At 68.0% G+C, this 20632-nt stretch carries 19 protein-coding genes; all 19 read right to left on the reverse strand.

Going from position 1 to position 20632, the window contains the following annotated elements; all coding sequences use genetic code 11:
• Positions 1–11 precede the first annotated feature (11 nt).
• Positions 12–1334, reverse strand: a complete 1323-nt coding sequence (gene hisD / locus K0H49_RS13025; RefSeq protein WP_219212689.1) for a histidinol dehydrogenase — start codon at positions 1332–1334, stop codon at positions 12–14.
• A gap of 4 nt (positions 1335–1338) precedes the next feature.
• Positions 1339–1980, reverse strand: coding sequence for an ATP phosphoribosyltransferase (hisG, locus tag K0H49_RS13030; RefSeq protein WP_219212691.1), 642 nt, complete (start codon positions 1978–1980; stop codon positions 1339–1341).
• A gap of 28 nt (positions 1981–2008) precedes the next feature.
• The gene (gene murA / locus K0H49_RS13035; RefSeq protein ID WP_219212693.1) at positions 2009–3280 is read right to left on the reverse strand and encodes a UDP-N-acetylglucosamine 1-carboxyvinyltransferase; all 1272 of its coding nucleotides are present in this window, start codon (positions 3278–3280) and stop codon (positions 2009–2011) included.
• A gap of 43 nt (positions 3281–3323) precedes the next feature.
• Positions 3324–3566 (reverse strand): BolA family protein, encoded by a 243-nt coding sequence (locus K0H49_RS13040; RefSeq protein WP_219212695.1) that lies wholly within the window; start codon positions 3564–3566, stop codon positions 3324–3326.
• A 97-nt stretch (positions 3567–3663) separates the two neighbouring features.
• Positions 3664–4428, reverse strand: a complete 765-nt coding sequence (locus tag K0H49_RS13045) for an ABC transporter permease (RefSeq protein WP_219212697.1) — start codon at positions 4426–4428, stop codon at positions 3664–3666.
• Complete coding sequence (locus K0H49_RS13050; protein ID WP_219212699.1) at positions 4425–5372, reverse strand: ABC transporter ATP-binding protein; 948 nt, start codon at positions 5370–5372, stop codon at positions 4425–4427. Before K0H49_RS13050 ends, K0H49_RS13045 begins: the two co-directional genes overlap by 4 nt.
• A 33-nt stretch (positions 5373–5405) precedes the next feature.
• Positions 5406–5678, reverse strand: a complete 273-nt coding sequence (locus K0H49_RS13055; protein ID WP_183024981.1) for an STAS domain-containing protein — start codon at positions 5676–5678, stop codon at positions 5406–5408.
• A gap of 2 nt (positions 5679–5680) precedes the next feature.
• Complete coding sequence (locus K0H49_RS13060) at positions 5681–6340, reverse strand: MlaC/ttg2D family ABC transporter substrate-binding protein (RefSeq protein WP_219212701.1); 660 nt, start codon at positions 6338–6340, stop codon at positions 5681–5683.
• A 192-nt stretch (positions 6341–6532) separates the two neighbouring features.
• Positions 6533–7288 (reverse strand): MlaA family lipoprotein, encoded by a 756-nt coding sequence (locus tag K0H49_RS13065; protein ID WP_219212704.1) that lies wholly within the window; start codon positions 7286–7288, stop codon positions 6533–6535.
• The gene (gene mlaD, locus K0H49_RS13070) at positions 7285–7794 is read right to left on the reverse strand and encodes an outer membrane lipid asymmetry maintenance protein MlaD (protein WP_219212706.1); all 510 of its coding nucleotides are present in this window, start codon (positions 7792–7794) and stop codon (positions 7285–7287) included. The genes K0H49_RS13065 and mlaD overlap by 4 nt, the downstream gene beginning before the upstream one ends.
• 27 nt (positions 7795–7821) lie before the next feature.
• Positions 7822–8601: a lipid asymmetry maintenance ABC transporter permease subunit MlaE gene (gene mlaE / locus K0H49_RS13075; RefSeq protein WP_219212708.1), complete on the reverse strand. Its 780-nt coding sequence runs from the start codon at positions 8599–8601 to the stop codon at positions 7822–7824.
• A complete protein-coding gene (locus tag K0H49_RS13080) occupies positions 8598–9461 on the reverse strand; it encodes an ABC transporter ATP-binding protein (protein WP_219212710.1) in 864 nt (287 codons plus the stop codon). Before K0H49_RS13080 ends, mlaE begins: the two co-directional genes overlap by 4 nt.
• Positions 9462–9570: 109 nt before the next feature.
• Entirely contained in the window at positions 9571–11049 is a 1479-nt protein-coding gene (locus K0H49_RS13085; RefSeq protein WP_219212712.1) for a glutamate synthase subunit beta, read from the reverse strand.
• Between the two features lie 38 nt (positions 11050–11087).
• On the reverse strand, positions 11088–15827 hold the full coding sequence (locus K0H49_RS13090) for a glutamate synthase-related protein (RefSeq protein WP_219212714.1): 4740 nt from the start codon (positions 15825–15827) through the stop codon (positions 11088–11090).
• Positions 15828–16027: 200 nt separating this feature from the next.
• Positions 16028–16723 carry a transposase gene (locus tag K0H49_RS13095; protein ID WP_219212715.1) on the reverse strand — a complete coding sequence of 232 codons (696 nt, stop codon included), beginning with the start codon at positions 16721–16723 and terminating at the stop codon, positions 16028–16030.
• A 23-nt stretch (positions 16724–16746) separates the two neighbouring features.
• The gene (locus tag K0H49_RS13100; RefSeq protein ID WP_219212717.1) at positions 16747–17607 is read right to left on the reverse strand and encodes a class I SAM-dependent methyltransferase; all 861 of its coding nucleotides are present in this window, start codon (positions 17605–17607) and stop codon (positions 16747–16749) included.
• A complete protein-coding gene (locus K0H49_RS13105) occupies positions 17604–18182 on the reverse strand; it encodes a DUF1415 domain-containing protein (protein WP_219212719.1) in 579 nt (192 codons plus the stop codon). Before K0H49_RS13105 ends, K0H49_RS13100 begins: the two co-directional genes overlap by 4 nt.
• Entirely contained in the window at positions 18179–19450 is a 1272-nt protein-coding gene (locus K0H49_RS13110; RefSeq protein ID WP_219212721.1) for an MFS transporter, read from the reverse strand. Before K0H49_RS13110 ends, K0H49_RS13105 begins: the two co-directional genes overlap by 4 nt.
• Before the next feature lie 2 nt (positions 19451–19452).
• Positions 19453–20622, reverse strand: coding sequence for a deoxyguanosinetriphosphate triphosphohydrolase (locus K0H49_RS13115; protein ID WP_219212723.1), 1170 nt, complete (start codon positions 20620–20622; stop codon positions 19453–19455).
• Positions 20623–20632 lie beyond the last annotated feature (10 nt).

Genomic DNA, 20632 nt, shown 5'->3' on the forward strand with positions numbered 1-20632 from the left:
TGGTGCCTCGGTCAGTCGCGCTGAAGACGCAGTCGAGCGGCCTCGGCGTGCGCCTGCAGGCCCTCGCCTTCGGCCAGCGTGACCGCGATCGGGCCCAGCACCTGCGCGCCGGCCCGGCTCACCTCGATCAGGCTGGAGCGCTTCTGGAAGTCGTAGACGCCCAGCGGGCTCGAGAAGCGCGCCGTGCCGCTGGTGGGCAGCACGTGGTTCGGTCCGGCGCAGTAGTCGCCCAGGCTCTCGCTGGTGAAGGCGCCCAGGAAGATCGCGCCGGCATGCTTGAGCAAGGGCTCCCAGCGGTGCGGCTCGCTGCTGCTGACCTCCAGGTGCTCGGGCGCGATGCGGTTGCTGATGGCGCAGGCCTCTTCCATGCTGCGCGTGTGGATCAGCGCGCCGCGGCCGTTGAGCGAGGCGGCGATGATCTCCGCGCGCGGCATCGTAGGCAGCAGCCGGTCGATGGCCTCCTGCACGCGCGCGATGTAGTCGGCGTCGGGGCACAGCAGGATGCTCTGCGCGAGCTCGTCGTGCTCGGCCTGGCTGAACAGGTCCATCGCCACCCAGTCGGGCGGCGTGCTGCCGTCGGCCAGCACCAGGATCTCGCTGGGACCCGCGATCATGTCGATGCCCACGGTGCCGAACACGCGGCGCTTGGCCGCGGCCACGTAGGCGTTGCCCGGACCGGTGATCTTGTCGACCGCGGGCACGGTGGCCGTGCCGTAGGCCAGCGCGGCCACGGCCTGGGCGCCGCCGATGGTGAAGGCGCGACTCACGCCGGCGACATAGGCCGCCGCCAGCACCAGCGAATTCTTCTCGCCGCCTGGCGTGGGCACGACCATGATGATTTCGCCGACGCCGGCGACATGGGCCGGGATCGCGTTCATCAGCACGCTCGAGGGATAGGCGGCCTTGCCGCCGGGCACGTAGATGCCCACGCGGTCGAGCGGCGTGACCTTCTGGCCCAGCAAGGTGCCGTCCTCGTCGCGGTACTGCCAGCTCTCGCCGCTCGCCTTCTTCTGGGCCTCGTGGTAGCTGCGCACGCGGCGTGCCGCGGCTTCGAGCGCCTCGCGCTGCACCGCCGGCAGCGACTCGAAGGCCGCGCGCAATTCGTCGGCCGTGAGTTCCAGCGCCGGCACGCCGGTCACGTCGAGCCGGTCGAAACGCGCCGTGTACTCGAGCACTGCGGCATCGCCGCGCTGCTGCACGTCGGCCAGGATCCCGGCCACCACCGTCTCGATCGCCGAGTCCGCCTCCGCGGACCAATGCAAGCGCGCCTTGAAGGCGGCTTCGAAATCGGCCGAGGCGGTGGACAGGCGGGCGGGAGCGGCGGTCAGGGTCATGGTGTCAGGATTGTGGAAGGGCCGACGCGAAGGCGTCGAGGATGCGGCGGATCGGGGCCTGCTTGAGCTTGAGCGCGGCCTGGTTCACCACCAGGCGGGCGCTGATGTCCATGATGCGCTCGACCTCGACCAGGTGGTTGGCCTTGAGCGTGTTGCCGGTCGAGACCAGGTCGACGATGGCATCGGCCAGGCCGGTGAGCGGCGCGAGCTCCATGCTGCCGTAGAGCTTGATCAGGTCGACGTGCACGCCCTTGCTGGCGAAGAAGTTGCGCGACAGGTTGACGTACTTGGTGGCCACCGTCAGGCGCGAGCCCTGCTTCACGGCCGACGCGTAGTCGTAGTCCGCACGCACCGCGACGCTCAGGCGGCAGGCGGCGATCTGCAGGTCCAGCGGCTGGTAGAGGCCCTGGCCGCCGCCTTCGAGCAGCACGTCGAGCCCGGTCACGCCCAGGTCGGCACCGCCGTACTGCACGTAGGTCGGCACGTCCGAAGCGCGCACCAGCACCACCCGGACGTCGGGCCGGGTGGTGGCGAGGATCAGTTTGCGCGACTTGTCCGGGTCCTCGGTGACCTCGATGCCGGCCGCGGCCAGCAGCGGCAGGGTCTCGTCGAAGATGCGTCCTTTGGAGAGGGCGAGCGTGATCATGGGCGGGCTTTCGTCAGGGAAGTGGGCTTCATGCGATTCTTTCGATGTCCGCGCCCAGGCCGCGCAGCTTGGCTTCCATGCGGTCGTAGCCCCGGTCCAGGTGATAGATGCGGTCGACCAGGGTCTCGCCCTCGGCCACCAGGCCGGCGATCACGAGGCTGGCGGAGGCGCGCAGGTCGGTCGCCATCACGGTCGCACCGGACAGGCGGGCACCGCCCTCGACCAGCGCCACCCGGCCGTCGACGTGGATGGCCGCGCCCAGGCGCACCAGTTCGTTGACGTGCATGAAGCGGTTTTCGAAGATGGTCTCGGTCACGGCCGCCGAGCCATGGGCCACGCAGTTGAGCACCATGAACTGGGCCTGCATGTCGGTCGGGAAGCCAGGGTATTCGGTGGTGCGGAAGGCCTGGGCCTTGAGGTCGGCGGCGCCGGTCGAGACGATGCGCACACCGCCCTCGACGGCCTGCACCTCGCAACCCGCATCGCGCAGCTTGTCGATCACCGCGTCGAGGTGGTCCGCGCGCGCATGGCGCAGGAACACCTCGCCCCCGGCGGCCGCGACCGCGCACAGGAAGGTGCCGGCCTCGATCCGGTCGGCCACCACCGCGTGCTCGCAGCCGTGCAACTTGTCCACGCCCTGGATGCGGATGTGGCTGGTGCCGTGGCCCTCGATGCGCGCGCCCATCTTGATCAGCATCTCGGCCAGATCGACGATCTCGGGCTCCTGGGCCGCGTTCTCGAGCAGCGTCTCGCCTTCGGCCAGCGCCGCGGCCATCAGGAAGTTCTCGGTGCCGGTCACGGTCACCATGTCGGTCAGGATGCGTGCACCCTTCAGACGGGTGCGCCCGGCGGGCAGGCGCGCGACCATGTAGCCGTGCTCGACCACGATCTCCGCGCCCATGGCCTGCAGGCCCTTGATGTGCTGGTCGACCGGCCGCGAGCCGATCGCACAGCCGCCGGGCAGCGAGACCTTGGCGTGGCCGAAGCGCGCCAGCAGCGGGCCCAGCGCCAGCACCGAAGCGCGCATGGTCTTGACCAGCTCGTAGGGTGCCTCGATGGTGTGCAGCGGGCCGGCGTCGAGCCGCACGGTGCCGTTGTCGTCGCGTTCGACCGCCACACCCATGTTGCGCACCAGCTTGAGCATGGTCGACACATCCTCGAGGCGCGGCACGTTGTGCAGCGTCACGGGCTGGTCGGTCAGCAGCGCGGCACAGAGCTCGGGCAGCGCGGCGTTCTTGGCGCCGGAAACGAGTACTTCGCCGCCAAGCTTGCGCCCGCCGCGAATGAGAAGTTTGTCCATGAAAAATCCAGCGATATCTAGCAGGAAGGCCTGCGAAGCGGCATCAACGAGGCGCCGTGGCCCATTCGGCGGGCGTGAAGGTCTTCATCGACAGCGCATGCACCTCGTCGGTATGCATTTTCGCACCGAGGGTGGCGTAGACCCGCTGATGACGCTGGATCGAGCGCTTGCCCTCGAATTCGGCCGACACGATGGTGGCGTACCAATGGCGCCCGTCGCCCTCCAGCGTGATGTGCTCGCAGGGCAGGCCGGCGGTGATGATGGCTTGGAGTTCTTCAGCGGTCATAGGGGTCGTCTTGCGTAGTCATCGTGTGACACGGCGGAACCGGCCTGGCCGGGTCGCCGATGTCGCCCCGGACGGGGCTGAAGCCGAGGGAATCCCTCTAGCCTCGAATTTTGTAGCCGATCCGCAGCAGATGGACGGCGATCGCGCTCACGACCACCCAGGCACTGCCGACGATGCCGAAGCTCAGCCAGGGCGAGGCGTCGCTCACGCCGAAGAAGCCGTAGCGGAAGCCGTCGATCATGTAGAAGAAGGGGTTCAGGTGGCTCACACTCTGCCAGAACGGCGGCAGCGAGCCGATCGAATAGAACACGCCCGACAGGAAGGTCATGGGCATGATCAGGAAGTTCTGGAACACCGCCATCTGGTCGAACTTCTCGGCCCAGAGACCCGCGATCAGCCCCAGCGTGCCCAGCATGGCCGCGCCCAGGAAGGCAAAGACGAAGATCCAGGCCGGCGCCGCGAAATCCGGCACGGCGAAGAACACCGTGACGATGAACACGCCCAGGCCGACGGCCAGGCCGCGGATGATGGACGAGCCCACGTAGGCAAAGAACCAGCCCCAGTGCGACAGCGGCGTGAGCAGCACGAACACCAGGCTGCCCATGATCTTGCTCTGGATGATCGAGGAGGAGCTGTTGGCAAAGGCGTTCTGCAGCACGCTCATCATCACCAGGCCCGGGATCAGGAAGGCCGTGTACGCCACCGTGCCGTAGACCTTGACGTGACCCTCCAGCACATGGCCGAAGACCATCAGGTACAGCACGGCCGTGAGGATCGGCGCGCCGACGGTCTGGAAGCCGACCTTCCAGAAGCGCAGCGTTTCCTTGTAGAGCAGCGTGCGCCAGCCCGTGGTGCCGATCATCGCGCCACCTCCAGCGGAATCTGTTCACCCGCCATCAGGTCGAGGAACACGTCCTCGAGATCGGCCTTGCGCATCTCGACGTCTTCGACCGCCACGCCGGCCTCACGCAGTGCGCCGAGCAGCTGCTCGACCTCGTGCGCGTTCTGCGCCGGCAGCTGCACGATGCGCCCGGTGATGCGCGCATGCTGCGCGATCGCCCAGGGCAGGTTGGCGTCGGTCTTGAAACGCAGCACGTTGCTGGCGGCCGACTTCAGCAGCTCGCTGGTGCGGTCGAGCGCGATCACGCGGCCCTGCTTGAGCATGGCGATCCGGTGGCACAGCGCCTCCGCCTCTTCGAGATAGTGGGTGGTGAGCAGCACGGTGCTGCCCTGCTTGTTGAGCTTGGCGATGAACTGCCACAGCGTCTGGCGCAGTTCGACGTCGACGCCGGCGGTAGGCTCGTCGAGCACGATCACCGGCGGCTTGTGGACCAGCGCCTGCGCCACCAGCACGCGGCGCTTCATGCCGCCCGACAGCTGCCGCAGGTTGGCGTTGGCCTTGTCGGTCAGGCCCAGGCTGTGCAGCAGCTCGTCGATCCAGGCGTCGTTGTTCTTGATGCCGAAATAGCCCGACTGGATGCGCAACGATTCGCGCACGTTGAAGAAGGGGTCGAACACCAGCTCCTGCGGCACGATGCCCAGGTGGCGGCGCGCCTCGGCATAGTCGCGCTGCACATCGAAGCCGTGCACGCTGACGGCGCCGGCCGTCGGGCGCGACAGCCCGGCCAGCATGCTGATCAGCGTGGTCTTGCCGGCGCCGTTGGGCCCCAGGAGGCCGAAGAACTCGCCCTCTTCGATCTGGAAGCTCACGTCATCGACGGCGCGCAAACCAGGCTTGCCCTGGGCGCGTTGCTGACGGGAGGCGGGGTAGGTCTTGGAGACCGATTGGAAGGAGATCGCGGGCATGGGAGCCCGAGATTCTAGGCGGCCTGCACTTTTCTAGGGCGCGGCCGGCAAAAGGCCCGCAATGCCGTAGAGCGCGGCCAGCTCACGCAGCCGGGGCGAGAGCCCCTTGACCGCAAAGCTGCGTCCCAGCGCACTGGCCTCGCGCCGGCATTCGAGCAGCACGGCCAGTGCCGAGGAATCGAAGCGCACCAGCGCGCTGGCATCCACCACCGCCGCGGACCCGCTCTGGCCTGCCAGGCCCTGCTGCAGCATGCGCATGCAGGCCGGCGCCTCGTCGTGCGTGAGCTTGGTCGGCAGGACGAGCATGCTCAGCTCTTGCCGTTGCTCTTGTTGCGCGCCGCCAGTGCGGCGATCAGGCCGTCGATGCCCTGGCTGTTGATCTGCTGCGCGAACTGGGTGCGGTAGGTATCGACCAGCCACACGCCCAGCACGTTGAGGTTGTAGACCTTCCAGCCGGAACCCTGGCCCGGCGTCTTCTCGAGGCGGTAGTCCAGCTGGACCGGGTCGCCGCGGCCGCGGACCTCGGTGCGCACCAGCACGTCGGTGTCGTCGGGCGAACCGCGGAAGGGGCGCACGCTGACCGTCTGGTCGCTGACCTGGTCGAGCGCGCCGGCATAGGTGCGCACCAGCAGGGTCTTGAACTCATCCTGCAGCCGCTTCTGCTGCTCCGGCGTGGCCGTGCGCCAGGCCGGGCCGACGGCGGAGGCCGTCATGCGCTGGAAATTGACGTTGGGCATGATCTTGCTGTCGACCAGCACCATGATCTTGTTGACGTCGCCCGACTTGATGGACTTGTCGGACTTGATGGTCTCGAGCACGTCGGTCGAGATGCGCTTGACCAGCGCATCGGGGGTTTCGTCGGCGGCGCGCGCCGGGCTCACGAAGGCCACGGCGGCACTGAACAGCAACGCACCGGCCAGCGCCATGTGGCCGAGGCTGCGTCGTTGCAGGATCATCTTGTTGTTCATTGGGCAGGTCCCTCAGGTTTCGGATCTCGCGCGGCCCGCACGAAAACGACGTGCCGCAGCATGAATGGTTTGGACAGCACCCTCGCCGTCCGGGTTCCTCGAACGCGGGCCGAGGCTTGCAACGGAATGCAAGCGAGCGGCCCCGCGCCTTCGCACTTCAGTGTGCCGCGTCCTGGCTGTCGCCGGCGTCGGCTACTTGCCTGCGTCGTCGTCGGGTGCCCGGCCGTCCTGGATCTGGCTGCGACGGCGCTGCAGGAAGGCATCGCGCGTGAACGAGTACTTGTCGAGCGCGGCGTCGTCGATCAGCCGACCGGCGCGCAGGTACTGCGAGCGCTTGTCGACCACGCGCAGCGCGGTCAAGGAATTGCGCCAGGCCACGTCCTGGACCGCATTGAGCGCATCGCCATAGAGGTCGACCGGCTTGGCCGCCGTGTCGCGCAGCGTGGAGGGGCCCAGCAGCGGCAGCACGACGTACGGGCCCGCGCCCACGCCCCAGCGTCCGAGCGTCTTGCCGAAATCCTCGTCGCGGCGGTCGATGCCGACCTCGGTCGCCACGTCGAGCAGGCCGCCGAGGCCGAAGATGGTGTTGACGTTGACCCGCATGAAGGTCTCGGCGCTGTTCTGCAGCTTGAGCTGGGCCACGCTGTTGGCAAAGCTCCAGATGTCACCCAGGTTGCCGAAGAAATTGTTCACCCCCGTGCGCACCATCGACGGCAGCACGTTGACGTAGGCCGTGGACACCGGCACCAGCACCACCTCGTCGACCTTCTCGTTGAACGAGAACACGCCGCGGTTGAACGGCTCGAAGGGATCGGACGGGTTGGCATTGGGGCCGGTGGCACACCCGGCCAGCACGGCAAGGACGACGGCGGCCCCCACCCAGCGGGCGTGGTCGGCGATGCGCTTCACGGCATCGGAAGCGGGAGACAGGAAGGATCGTGTTTTCATTTTTTGTTCGGTGTTGCTGGCGCCGCACCCGCACTGGCGGCATTCGGCGTTCCTTCGGCAGCCTTGCTGAAGAGGAATTGGCTGATCAGGTTTTCCAGCACCACTGCGGATTGCGTGGAGGTGACGGTGTCACCGGCCTGCAGGTTCTTTTCCTCGGCGCCCGCCTCGATCCCGATGTACTGCTCGCCGAGCAGGCCACTGGTCAGGATCTTGAGCGAACTGTCCTTGGGAAAACTGTAACGGTTTTGCAAAGCCAGCGTCACGTCGGCCTGAAAGAGCTTGTCGTTGAAGGTGATGGATTCCACACGGCCGACCACCACGCCGGCACTTTTCACGGCCGTCTGCGGCTTGAGCCCGCCGATGTTGTCGAAGCGCGCGGTCACCGAATAGGTCTTCTGGAAGTTCAGGCTCAGCAGGTTGGCCGACTGCAGCGCCAGGAACAGCAGGGCTGCCGCGCCGATGAGCACGAACAGGCCCACCCAGATGTCGTTGTTGGAACGTTGCATGGTTTGCTCTCGTAGTCGAGTTTGCGCTCAGATGCTGAACATCATGGCGGTGAGAAGGAAGTCCAGCGCCAGCACCGCCAGCGAAGCCACCACCACGGTGCGGGTGGTGGCGCGCGACACGCCCTCGGGCGTGGGCTGGGCCTCGAAGCCCTGCAGCAGCGCGACGAAGGTCACGGTGAAGCCGAAGACGATGCTCTTGATGACGCCGTTGCCCAGGTCCCTGAACACGTCGGTGCCGTTCTGCATCTGGCTCCAGAAGGCCCCGGAATCGATGCCCAGCAACGGCACGCAGACGACCCAGCCGCCCAGGATGCCGACCGCGCAGAACACCGCCGACAGCAGCGGCATCGCGATCACGCCGCCCCAGAAGCGCGGCGCGAGCACGCGCTTGACGGGGTCGACCGCCATCATCTCCATTGCACTGAGCTGCTCGCCGGCCTTCATCAGGCCGATTTCCGCGGTCAGCGAGGTGCCGGCCCGGCCCGCGAACAGCAGTGCCGTGATCACCGGGCCGAATTCGCGCAGCAGGCTCAGGCTGATCAGCACGCCCACCGATTCGGAGGCGCCGTAGCGCTGCAGACCGTAGAAGTACTGCAGCCCCATGACGAAGCCGACGAACAGGCCCGACACGGCGATGATCGCCAGCGAATAGTTGCCCAGGAAATGGACCTGATCGCGCACCAGCGCAAAACGCCGCAGGCCGCCCACATCGCTGAACAGCCGCCAGAACAGGCGCGCGCCGCGGCCCAGGTCGGCCAGCTTGGAGCGCACCGCGAAGCCGACATCGGCGGGATTCCAGAAGCTCAAGACCGGCCTCCCGAGGCCGGGCCGAAGTCGTCTTCGACGCCGACGCCCGGGTAGTGGAAATGCACCGGCCCGTCGGGCAGCGCATGGACGAACTGGTGCACCAGCGGGTCGGCGCTCTCGCGCACGGCCTGCGGCGTGCCTTGCGCCGCGACGCCGCCGTTGGCCAGGATGATCACGTGGTCGGCTATGCGGAAGGTCTCTTCCAGGTCGTGCGAGACGATGATGCTGGTCAGCCCCAGCGTGTCGTTGAGCTGGCGGATCAGCCGCGCGGCCGTGCCCAGCGAGATCGGGTCGAGGCCCGCGAAGGGCTCGTCGTACATCACCAGGTCGGGGTCGAGCGCGATCGCGCGCGCCAGCGCCACGCGCCGTGCCATGCCGCCCGAGACTTCGCTGGGCATGAGCTCGCGCGCGCCACGCAGCCCGACCGCGTCGAGCTTCATCAGCACGATGTCGCGGATCAGCGCCTCGGGCAGTTGCGTGTGCTCGCGCAGCGGGAAGGCCACGTTGTCGAACACGCTCATGTCGGTGAACAGTGCACCGAACTGGAACAGCATGCCCATGCGTCGGCGCGCCGCATACAATGCGCCGGCGTCGAACCTGACCACGTCCTGACCATCGAACAGGACCTCGCCGCGCTGCGCTTTCTGCTGCCCGCCGATCAGGCGCAGCACCGTGGTCTTGCCGCCGCCCGAGGCGCCCATCAGGGCCGTCACCTTGCCGCGCGGCACGGTGAAGGAGACGCCATCGAGAATGGCGCGCGCACCGTAGCCGAACGCGACGTCGCGGAACTCTACGAAGGGGGGTGGCTGAGGAGCGGCTGGGTCCATCTCAATGAAAAAGCCGGGCGCTCCTTCGAGCATCCCGGCATGCGGTTTGACGCGGATGATACCGGGGCCGCGACAGGCCTCGCCGGATTGAAACAAAATTCAATACGGCGCGTCATGGGAATGCCCGAAGGCACTCATGCACTCAACGCGGCAGGTCGCTGAAGCCCATCAGGAACTCGTCCACCGAGCGCGCGGCCTGGCGGCCTTCGCGAATCGCCCACACCACCAGCGACTGGCCGCGGCGCATGTCGCCGGCGGCAAACACCTTGGGCACGCTGGTGGCATAGCCGCCGATGAAGTCGACCGTCGCCTTGGCGTTGCCGCGGCCGTCCTTCTCGATGCCGAAGGCCTCCAGCACACCGGCCACCGGGCTCACGAAGCCCATCGCCAGCAGCACCAGGTCGGCCTTGAGGACTTCCTCGCTGCCGGGCACCTCGACCATCTTGCCGTCCTGCCATTCGACACGCACGGTCTTCAGGCCGGTGACCTTGCCCTTGGTGCCGATGAACTCCTTGGTCGAGATCGCGAACTCGCGTTCGCAGCCTTCGACGTGGCTGGAGCTGGTGCGCAGCTTGTACGGCCAGTAGGGCCAGGTCATGGGGCGGTTCTCTTCCACTGGCGGCTCGGGCATCAGCTCGAACTGCGTGACGCTGACGGCGCCGTGGCGGTTGCTGGTGCCCACGCAGTCGGAGCCGGTGTCGCCGCCACCGATCACGATCACGTGCTTGCCGTCGGCGCGCAGCTGGCCCTTGAGCTTGTCGCCGGCGTTGACCTTGTTCTGCTGCGGCAGGAACTCCATCGCGAAATGGATGCCGTCGAGGTCGCGGCCCGGCACCGGCAGGTCGCGCGACTGCTCGGCGCCGCCGGTCAGCAGCACCGCGTCGAATTCCTTGTCGAGCTGCTCGGGAGTGACGGTTTCCTTGGCCCAGTTGGTGACCTTGGAGCCTTTGCCCAGCGTGTCCTTGGCAGCGCCGACGATGACGCCGGTGCGGAAGGTCACGCCCTCGGCCTGCATCTGCGCGACGCGGCGGTCGATGTGCGACTTCTCCATCTTGAAGTCGGGGATGCCGTAGCGCAGCAGGCCGCCGACGCGGTCGTTCTTCTCGAACAGCGTCACGTCATGGCCGACGCGTGCCAGCTGCTGGGCCGCGGCCATGCCCGCCGGGCCGGCACCGACCACGGCGACCTTCTTGCCGGTCCTGTGCTTGGCCACGCGCGGCTGCACCCAGCCCTCGTCCCAGGCGCGATCGATGATCGAATGCTCGAGCGACTTGATGCCCACGGCATCGTCGTTCACGTTGAGCACGCAGGCGGCCTCGCAGGGCGCGGGGCAGATGCGGCCGGTGAACTCGGGGAAGTTGTTGGTCGAGTCGAGCACCGCGAAGGCATTGCGCCAATCGTCGCGGTACACCAGGTCGTTGAAGTCCGGGATGATGTTGTTGACCGGGCAGCCGCTGTTGCAGAACGGCGTGCCGCAGTCCATGCAGCGCGCGCCCTGGACCTTGGCCTGGTCCTTGTCGAGGCCGACGACGAATTCCTTGTAGTGCTTGAGCCGCTCGTCGACGGGCTTGTAGCCCTCTTCCACGCGCTCGTAATCCATGAAGCCGGTGATCTTTCCCATCGTGCTTTCCTTGTTTCTTGTTTCTACGTGCGGGCGACTCAGACGGCCGCGGTCTTGCGCGCGGTGCCGGCCGCGACGGCGGCTTGCGCGTCGTTGCCGCTGGCCGCTGCCAGCGCCTTGCGGTCGTGGATCTCGGCCAGTGCGCGCTTGTATTCGTTGGGGAACACCTTCACGAACTTCGTGCGTGCCACGGTCCAGTCGTCGAGCAGTTCGCGCGCGCGCTTGCTGCCGGTCCAGCGGTGATGGTCTTCCAGCAGCTTGCGCAGCTGGGCCTCGTCGGTCAGGCCGTTGTGCCAGATCGAGGGCTTGATGCTGGCGGTCTGCTCGGCGGTGGTCAGCACCTTCTCGAGCGACACCATCGACAGGTTGCAGCGCGAGGCGAACTGGCCGTCCTCGTCGTAGACGAAGGCCACGCCGCCGCTCATGCCGGCCGCGAAGTTGCGCCCGGTCTTGCCGAGCACGGCCACCGTGCCGCCCGTCATGTACTCGCAGCCGTGGTCGCCCGTGCCTTCGACGACCGCCGTCGCGCCCGACAGCCGCACCGCGAAGCGCTCGCCCGCGACGCCGCAGAAGTAGGCCTCGCCAGTGGTCGCGCCGTACATCACGGTGTTGCCGACGATGGTGTTGCGCACCGCTTCGCCGCGGAAGTCCAGGCTCGGGCGCACCACGATGCGGCCGCCCGACAGGCCCTTGCCGGTGTAGTCGTTGGCGTCGCCGATCAGGTACAGCGTGATGCCGCGGGCCAGGAAGGCGCCGAACGATTGGCCGCCCGTGCCTTCGAGCTGGATGCGGATCGAATCGTCGGGCAAACCTTCGGGGTGCACCCGCGTGAGCGCGCCCGACAGCTTGGCGCCGACGGTGCGGTTCACGTTGCGCACGATCTCGATGAACTGCACCTTCTCGCCCTTGTCGATGGCCGCACGCGACTTCTCGATCAGCTTGGTGTCGAGGTTGTGCTCGAGCCCGTGCTCCTGGTTCTCGACGTGGAAGCGCGGCACGTCGTCCGGCACGTTCGGCAGCGCGAACAGGCGGCTGAAGTCCAGGCCGCTGGCCTTCCAGTGCGAGATGCCCTTCTTCATGTCGAGCAGGTCGGCGCGTCCGATCATGTCGTCGAACTTGCGGATGCCCAGCTGCGCCATGATCTGGCGCACCTCCTCGGCGATGAAGAAGAAGTAGTTGACGACGTGCTCGGGCTTGCCCGAGAACTTCTTGCGCAGGATCGGGTCCTGCGTGGCCACGCCCACGGGGCAGGTGTTGAGGTGGCACTTGCGCATCATGATGCAGCCCTCGACGATCAGCGGCGCGGTCGCGAAGCCGAATTCGTCGGCGCCCAGCAGCGCGCCGATGGCGACGTCGCGGCCGGTCTTCATCTGGCCGTCGGCCTGCACGCGCACGCGGCCGCGCAGGCGGTTGAGCACCAGCGTCTGCTGGGTCTCGGCCAGGCCGATCTCCCAGGGACCGCCCGCATGCTTGATCGACGACCAGGGCGAGGCGCCCGTGCCGCCGTCGTGGCCGGCGATCACCAGGTGGTCGCTCTTGCACTTGGTCACGCCCGCGGCCACCGTGCCCACGCCCACTTCGCTGACCAGCTTGGTGCTGATGCTGGCGTGCGGCGCGACGTTCTTCAGGTCATGGATCAGCTGGGCCAGATCCTCGATCGAGTAGATGTCGTGGTGCGGCGGCGGCGAGATCAGGCCCACGCCCGGCACCGAGTAGCGCTGCTTGCCGATGTACTCGGTCACCTTGCCGCCGGGCAGCTGGCCGCCCTCGCCCGGCTTGGCACCTTGCGCCATCTTGATCTGGATCTGGTCGGCCGAGGACAGGTACTCGGCCGTGACGCCGAAGCGGCCCGAGGCCACCTGCTTGATCTTCGAACGCAGCGAGTCGCCGGCGTTGAGCGCCAGGTCGACCTCGACGTTGGCGTCGCCGATCACGCTCTTGAGCGTGTCGCCCTGCTGGATCGGGATGCCCTTGAGCTCGTTGCGGTAGCGCGCCGGGTCCTCGCCGCCCTCGCCGGTGTTGCTCTTGCCGCCGATGCGGTTCATGGCCACGGCCAGCGTCGAATGCGCCTCGGTCGAGATCGAGCCCAGCGACATCGCGCCGGTGGCGAAGCGCTTGACGATCTCGGCCGCCGACTCCACCTCTTCCACCGGAATCGCCTGGCTCGGATCGATCTTGAACTCGAACAGGCCGCGCAGCGTCATGTGGCGACGGCTCTGGTCGTTGATGATCTGGGCGTATTCCTTGTAGGTGCTCCAGTTGTTGGCGCGCGTGCTGTGCTGCAGCTTGGCGATCGCGTCGGGCGTCCACATGTGGTCCTCGCCGCGGGTGCGCCAGGCGTACTCGCCGCCGGCGTCGAGCATGTTGGCCAGCACCGGGTCGTCACCGAAGGCGGCCGCGTGCATGCGCAGCGCTTCCTCGGCGATCTCGAACACGCCGATGCCCTCGACACGGCTCGCGGTGCCCGAGAAGTACTTGCCGATGGTGTCGTTGTTCAGGCCGATGGCCTCGAACAGCTGCGCGCCGCAGTAGCTCATGTAGGTGCTCACGCCCATCTTGGACATGATCTTCGACAGGCCCTTGCCGATCGCCTTCACGTAGTTGTAGATCGCCTTCTCGGCCGACAGGTCGCCCGAGAGCTCGGCGTGCAGCGAGGCCAGCGTCTCCATCGCCAGGTAGGGATGGACCGCTTCGGCGCCGTAGCCCGCGAGCACGCCGAAGTGATGCACCTCGCGGGCGCTGCCGGTCTCGACCACCAGGCCGGCCGTGGTGCGCAGACCTTCGCGCACCAGGTGCTGGTGGATCGCGCTCGACGCCAGCAGGGCGGGAATCGCGACCTGCGTGGCGCTCACGCCGCGGTCGCTCACGATCAGGATGTTGCTGCCGCCCTTGATCGCATCGACGGCTTCGGCGCACAGCGACGCGAGCTTGGCCTCGACGCCTTCACGGCCCCAGTCGGCCGGGTAGGTGATGTCGAGCGTGGTCGAGCGGAACTTGCCCTGCGTGTGCTGCTCGATGTTGCGCAGCTTGGCCATGTCGGCGAAGTCGAGGATGGGCTGGCTCACTTCGAGCCGCATCGGCGGGTTGACCTGGTTGATGTCTAGCAGGTTCGGCTTGGGGCCGATGAAGCTGTTGAGCGACATCACGATCGCTTCGCGGATCGGGTCGATCGGCGGGTTCGTCACCTGGGCGAACATCTGCCGGAAGTAGTTGTAGAGCGTCTTGTTCTTGCTCGAGAGCACGGCCAGCGGGCTGTCGTTGCCCATCGAGCCGATGCCTTCCTCGCCGGCCTGCGCCATCGGGCTCAGCAGGAACTTGATGTCTTCCTGCGTATAACCAAAAGCCTGCTGCCGATCGAGCAGCGAGACGGCGCTGGCGGGCACTTCGGCCGGCGGCGCCTCGACGCTGTCGAGCTTGATGCGCAGGTTCTCGATCCACTGCTTGTAGGGCTTGGTGTTGACGACATAGGCCTTGAGCTCGTCGTCGTCGATCATGCGACCCTGCTCCAGGTCGATCAGGAACATCTTGCCGGGCTGCAGGCGCCACTTGCGCAGGATCTTGTGCTCGGGAATCGGCAGCACGCCGGACTCCGACGCCATGATCACCAGGTCGTCGTCGGTCACGCAGTAGCGCGAGGGACGCAGGCCGTTGCGGTCGAGCGTGGCGCCGATCTGGCGGCCGTCGGTGAACACGATCGAGGCCGGGCCGTCCCACGGCTCCATCATCGCGGCGTGGTATTCGTAGAAGGCGCGGCGGCGCTCGTCCATCGTCGTGTGCTGCTCCCACGGCTCGGGGATCATCATCATCACGGCCTGGCTGATCGGGTAGCCGGCCATGGTCATGAGTTCGAGGCAGTTGTCGAAGGTCGCGGTGTCGGACTGGCCGGCGAAGCTGATCGGGTACAGCTTCTTCAGGTCGGCCGCCAGCACCGGCGAGGACATCACGCCCTCGCGCGCCTTCATCCAGTTGTAGTTGCCGCGCACCGTGTTGATCTCGCCGTTGTGGGCGACATAGCGGTACGGGTGGGCCAGCGGCCACTTGGGGAAGGTGTTGGTCGAGAAGCGCTGGTGCACCAGGCCGATGGCCGAGATGCAGCGCTCGTCGGACAGGTCGAGGTAGTACACACCGACCTGGTCGGCCAGCAGCAGGCCCTTGTAGACGACCGTGCGGCTCGACATGCTGGGAACGTAGTATTCCTTGCTGTGCTTGAGCTCGAGGTTCTGGATGTTGGCGCTCGCGGTCTTGCGGATCACGTAGAGCTTGCGCTCCAGCGCGTCCTGCACGATCACGTCGCTGCCGCGGCCGATGAAGACCTGGCGCAGGATGGGTTCGGTCTTCTTGACCGCGGGCGACATGGGCATCTCGCGGTTGACCGGCACATCGCGCCAGCCCAGCAGCACCTGGCCTTCGGCCTTGATCGCGCGCTCCATTTCCTGCTCGCAGGCCATGCGCGATGCATGCTCCTTGGGCAGGAAGATCATGCCGACGCCGTATTCGCCGTAGGGCGGCAGTTCGACGCCCTGCTTGCCCATCTCCTCGCGGTACAGCGCGTCGGGGATCTGGATCAGGATGCCGGCGCCGTCGCCCATCAGCTTGTCGGCGCCGACGGCGCCGCGATGGTCGATGTTCTCGAGGATCTTGAGGGCCTGCGTCACGATGTCGTGGCGCTTCTCGCCCTTGATGTGGGCGACGAAACCGAGGCCGCAGGCATCGTGTTCGTTGCTGGACGAATACAGCCCGTGCTGTTCCAGGTGTTGGATCTCGACATCCGTCGTCATGGGGCGCACTCCTTCAATTTATCGCGGGATCTCTCGCAGGGAATCGGAGGATATTGCGTTGCACAAATAATGCCAAGAACATTAAATGGGGTCAGATTCATATTATTTTCTGACTTTTTTAGTGAGTTATTAATTGGGGACACATCAATACCGCCGACAAGCGGTCGCTCAGGCGGCCCGCCGGAGCCACAAACGAAGGATCAAACGGTCGGAGGATTCGGCCGGCGCCCGGCCCGCGCCTTGACCAGGCGGCGCGGCGTGTCCTGCTGCAGCTGTGCCAGGAAACGCTCGTCGCCCGCTGCCCAGCCCTGCAGCGCGGCGTCGGTCAGCAAGGTCTGTTCGTGGGCGCCGATGCCCTCGCGCACCCGCTCGGCATAGGCGGCCTCGCGCGCGAAGGGCGTGTTGCCCAGCGCCCAGTAGAGCGGATGCGGCGACAGGAAGCGGTCGCTGCGCAGGCCCGCGTAGTGGTGGTGGCTGGACCAGGCGAAGTCGCGTGCCTCGGCCACCAGCCCGGCGCGCACCGGGTTGAGGTCGAGGTAGACCATGCAGGGCAGCAGGTAGCGCTCGGCCTGCAGCACGGTCGCGCGGTAGCGCCCTTCCCACAGCGTGCCGCTGCGCGCATGGCGGTCGTTGAAGCTGCGCACATAGCTGCGCCCCACCGCCTGCATGAACTGCGGCAGGCCTTCGGCGGTGGACGGCGTGACCAGCAGGTGGAAGTGGTTGTCCATCAGCACATAGGCGTGCAGCGCCACGCCGAAGCGCGGCGCGTGCTCGGCCCACAGCGCGACCAGCCGTTCGCGGTCGGCGGTGTCGACGACGATCGGCTGGCGGTTGTTGCCGCGCTGGATCACATGGTGCAGCTGCTGCGCCAGCGTGAGTCGGGGCAGTCGGGCCATGGCGGCGCGCGGCCTTTTCTCGCTCAGTCCAGCCGGAAGCGCGTCTGCAGCAGCGAACTCAGGCCGAATTCGGCCAGCAGGCTGCGCAGGCGTTCGGCGGCGCTGGCCTTCGCCTGGCCGGTGCGGCGCGCGATGATCAGCTCGTTCTTCATGCTGTGCTCCCAGCCCACGAGCTCGGTCACGGTGACCTGGTAGCCCTGGGCCTCGAGGTAGAGGCAGCGCAGCACGTTGGTCAGCTGGCTGCCGATCTCGCGCGTGTGCAGCGGATGGCGCCACAGCTCGGCCAGCGGCGTGCGCGACAGCGACAGCGCCTTGGTCTCGCGCAGGCAGGCCGCCACCTCGGCCTGGCAGCAGGGCACCAGCACCATGTACTTCGCCCGCTTGGCCAGCCCGAAGGCGATCGCGTCGTCGGTGGCGGTGTCGCATGCATGCAACGCCGTCACGATGTCGATCTGCGCCGGCAGCTCGCTGGCATGCGTCGACTCGGCCACCGTGAGGTTCAGGAAGGCCATGCGGTCGAAGCCCAGCCGCAGCGCCAGCGCGCGCGACTTCTCGATCAGCTCGGCGCGCGTCTCGATGCCGTAGACATGGCCGCCGTCGAGCGCGCGGAAGAACAGGTCGTAGATGATGAAGCCGAGGTAGGACTTGCCCGCGCCATGGTCGGCCAGCGTCGCATGGCGGCCCTGCTCCGGCAGTTCGCGCAGCAGCTTCTCGATGAACTGGAACAGGTGGTAGACCTGCTTGAGCTTGCGGCGCGAATCCTGGTTGAGCCGTCCTTCGCGCGTGAGGATGTGCAGCTCCTTGAGCAGCTCGATCGACTGCCCGGGCCGCAGCGCCTCCTGGACGTCGGCCTCGGCCTTGGATGCCTTGTCGACACGGCTCATCGTGCGGCTCCCGCACCCACGTCGAGCGCGGCCCAGCCGGCCGGGCCCAGCGCCTCCAGCGTCTCGATGTTGCGCTCGAAGATCACCTCGGCCTCGGGGAAGGCCTCGACCGCGCGGTCGATGCTCTCCTCGCGCAGCAGGTGCAGCGTGGGGTACGGCGCGCGGTTGGTGGCGTTGCCGATGTCGTCGGGCTCGGTGCCGCCGAACTGGAAGCGCGGGTGGAAGCTCGCGAGCTGCAGCGTGCCCTCGAGGCCCGCGCGGGCCAGGCGGCGTTCGGCGCGCTCGGTGAAGTCGTTGAAATCGAGAAAGTCGGCCAAGGTATGGGGTGCCATCAGGAGGGTGGTGTCGCGTTCGGAAGCCGGCCGGTCGACCAGCGCCTGCGCCTCGGCCATCAGCAGGTCGAGCAGGCCCGCATCGTCGTCGGCGGCCAGGTGCACCGCGTAGTGGACCTGGCCCTTGGCGTGCACCGCCTTGGCGAACGGACAGAGGTTCAGGCCGATGACCGCGCGCTCGAGCCAGCGTCGCGTGTCGGCTTCGGCCTGCGCGGCCGTGATTGTCGCAGTCGTGTCGTTCATGCGTCGATTCCTTGTGTCGATGGCCCCGGCCTCAGCCGGGCCGCGAGCGCGATGCCCGTCAGTGCGCAGGCCAGCGTCACGGCCCAGGTCCATTGCCAGCCGCCCGCACGGTGCGCGAGCCAGGCCACCAGCGGGGGTGCGCAGAACTGGCCCAGTGCCGAGGCCTGCTGCATCAGACCGACCGTGGTCGAGACGGTAGCCGGCCCGGGCGCGAAGCGCACGGCGAGCACGAACAGCGTGGCCGGCACCATGCCGCCGCCAAAGGAGAAGGCGCAGACCGCGGCATAGCGCAGCGCGGGCGGCAGACCGGCCGACAGCAGGCCGTCGCCGAACTGCGCGAAGGCCACGACGCTGCCCAGCGCCATGGCGCCGTAGCCCCAGCGCAGCAGTTTCTCGGGCGCCAGGCCGCGCTGCAGCAGCCGGCCGCCCAGCAGGTTGCCGCCGATGTTCATCGCCGCCGCGCCGGCCGTCAGCACCGCGCTCCAGGCGACAGGCACGCCGGCCTCGGCATAGATGGCAGGCAGGAAGCCGATCACCGCCATCCATTGGGCCGAATACACGGCGAAGGCGGCCGCCAGCAGCCACGGGCCGGAGGCGCCCAGCGTGGCGCGCAGCCGGGTCGGCCAGCGCCCGGCCACGGCCGTCGGCGCGGTGAGCGCTTGTTCCTTGTCGCTGGGCACGCTCGCGGCAACCCAGAACCCCGCCGCGGCCGACACGCCGGCCAGCGCCCACCACCAGGCGCCCCAACCCAGTGCTGCGATCAGCGCGGGGCCCACCAGCAGCGCCGAGGCTACGCCCAGCGGCATGTAGGCGCCCCACCAGCCGAGGGCGGTCTTCTCCGTGCCTTGCGGCGCGGTCGCACGAATCAACGCGGGCGCGGGCATCACCACCAGCAGGAAGCCGAGGCCCTCGAGCGCACGCAGCAGCAACAGCGCCGGCACCGCATGGGCGCCAGGGGCGGCTGCAGCGCCGATCGCGCCGCCTGCCAGGCTGGCCAGCGTGAGGATCGCGAGCCCCCAGAGCATGCTGCGGCGCAGCCCGAGGGTGCCGGCCGCGAGACCCGCCGCCAGGCCCAGCGTCATGCCGGCCATCTGCACCAGCGACAGCAGGAAGCCCGCCTCGACCAGGTCGATGCCCAGTGCGGCCTGCAGCGCCGGCACGGCCGGCGGCAGCTTGCCCAGGTGCAGTGCGGCACTGACGCCAGCGGCGACGACGGCCAGCGTGGCGGCCGGCAAGCGCGGGCGCGCGACAGGGACGATCGCGGCCATGCTCAGGCCTGCCAGGCGCGCCCGGTCAGGCGCTCATGCTCGCGCATCGCGAAGCGGTCGGTCATGCCGGCGATGTAGTCGGCCACGGCGCGCGCCACGTCGGGCCGGCTTGCGAACGATTCCGGCATCTCGGCCGGGCCTTCCAGGTAGGCCGTGAACAGTTCGCGCACCATCACCTTGGCCTGGCCGGTGGTCTGCATCACCTGCGGATGGCGGTAGAGGTTGGCGAACAGGAAGCGCTTGAGCACGATCGACTGGGCGCGCATGTCGTCGCTGAAGCGCAGCAGCGGATCGGCGTGCCGGGCCGCATCGGCATCGGCCGGGGCCGCCGCCTCGACGGCCGCGCGGGTGGCGTCGATCACGTCGTATACCTGCGCGCTGAGCATGCGGCGGATGGTCTCGTAGAGCACGCGGCGCCCGCCCAGCGAGGGGTGCTCGGCCAGCGCCTCGCGCCGGTAGCGCTCGAACAGCTCGACCTCGCCCAGCTGCTCGATGCTGATCAGGCCTGAGCGCACGCCGTCGTCGATGTCGTGCGCGTTGTAGGCGATCTCGTCGGCCAGGTTGCACAGCTGCGCCTCGAGGCTGGGTTGGGTGAGCTCGAGGAAGCGCCGTCCCACGCCGCCGGGCTCGCCCGCCTCGATGCGCTCGGCATTGGCGCGCGAGCAGTGCTTGAGGATGCCTTCGCGTGTCTCGAAGCTCAGGTTCAGGCCGTCGTACTGCGGGTAGCGGTGCTCGAGCGTGTCGACCACGCGCAGGCTCTGCAGGTTGTGCTCGAAACCGCCATGGCCGGCCATGCAGTCGTCCAATGCGTCCTGGCCCGCATGGCCGAAGGGCGTGTGGCCCAGGTCGTGCGCCAGCGCGATCGCCTCGACCAGGTCTTCGTTGAGCCGCAGCGCGCGTGCGATCGAGCGCGCGAGCTGGGCCACTTCGAGCGAGTGCGTGAGGCGGGTGCGAAACAGATCGCCCTCATGGTTGAGGAAGACCTGGGTCTTGTAGACCAGCCGGCGGAAGGCGGTGGAATGGACGATGCGGTCGCGGTCGCGCTGGAAGGCATCGCGCGTGGGCGCAGGCGGCTCCGGATGGCGGCGGCCGCGCGACGCGGCCGCATGGCTGGCGTAGGGGGCGAGCCGCCCCGCGGGGCCATCGACCGAGGAAGAAGCGACCGGCGTCATGGCGACCTTT

It is taken from the genome of Variovorax boronicumulans (assembly GCF_019352895.1).
Taxonomy (GTDB): domain Bacteria; phylum Pseudomonadota; class Gammaproteobacteria; order Burkholderiales; family Burkholderiaceae_C; genus Variovorax; species Variovorax boronicumulans_A.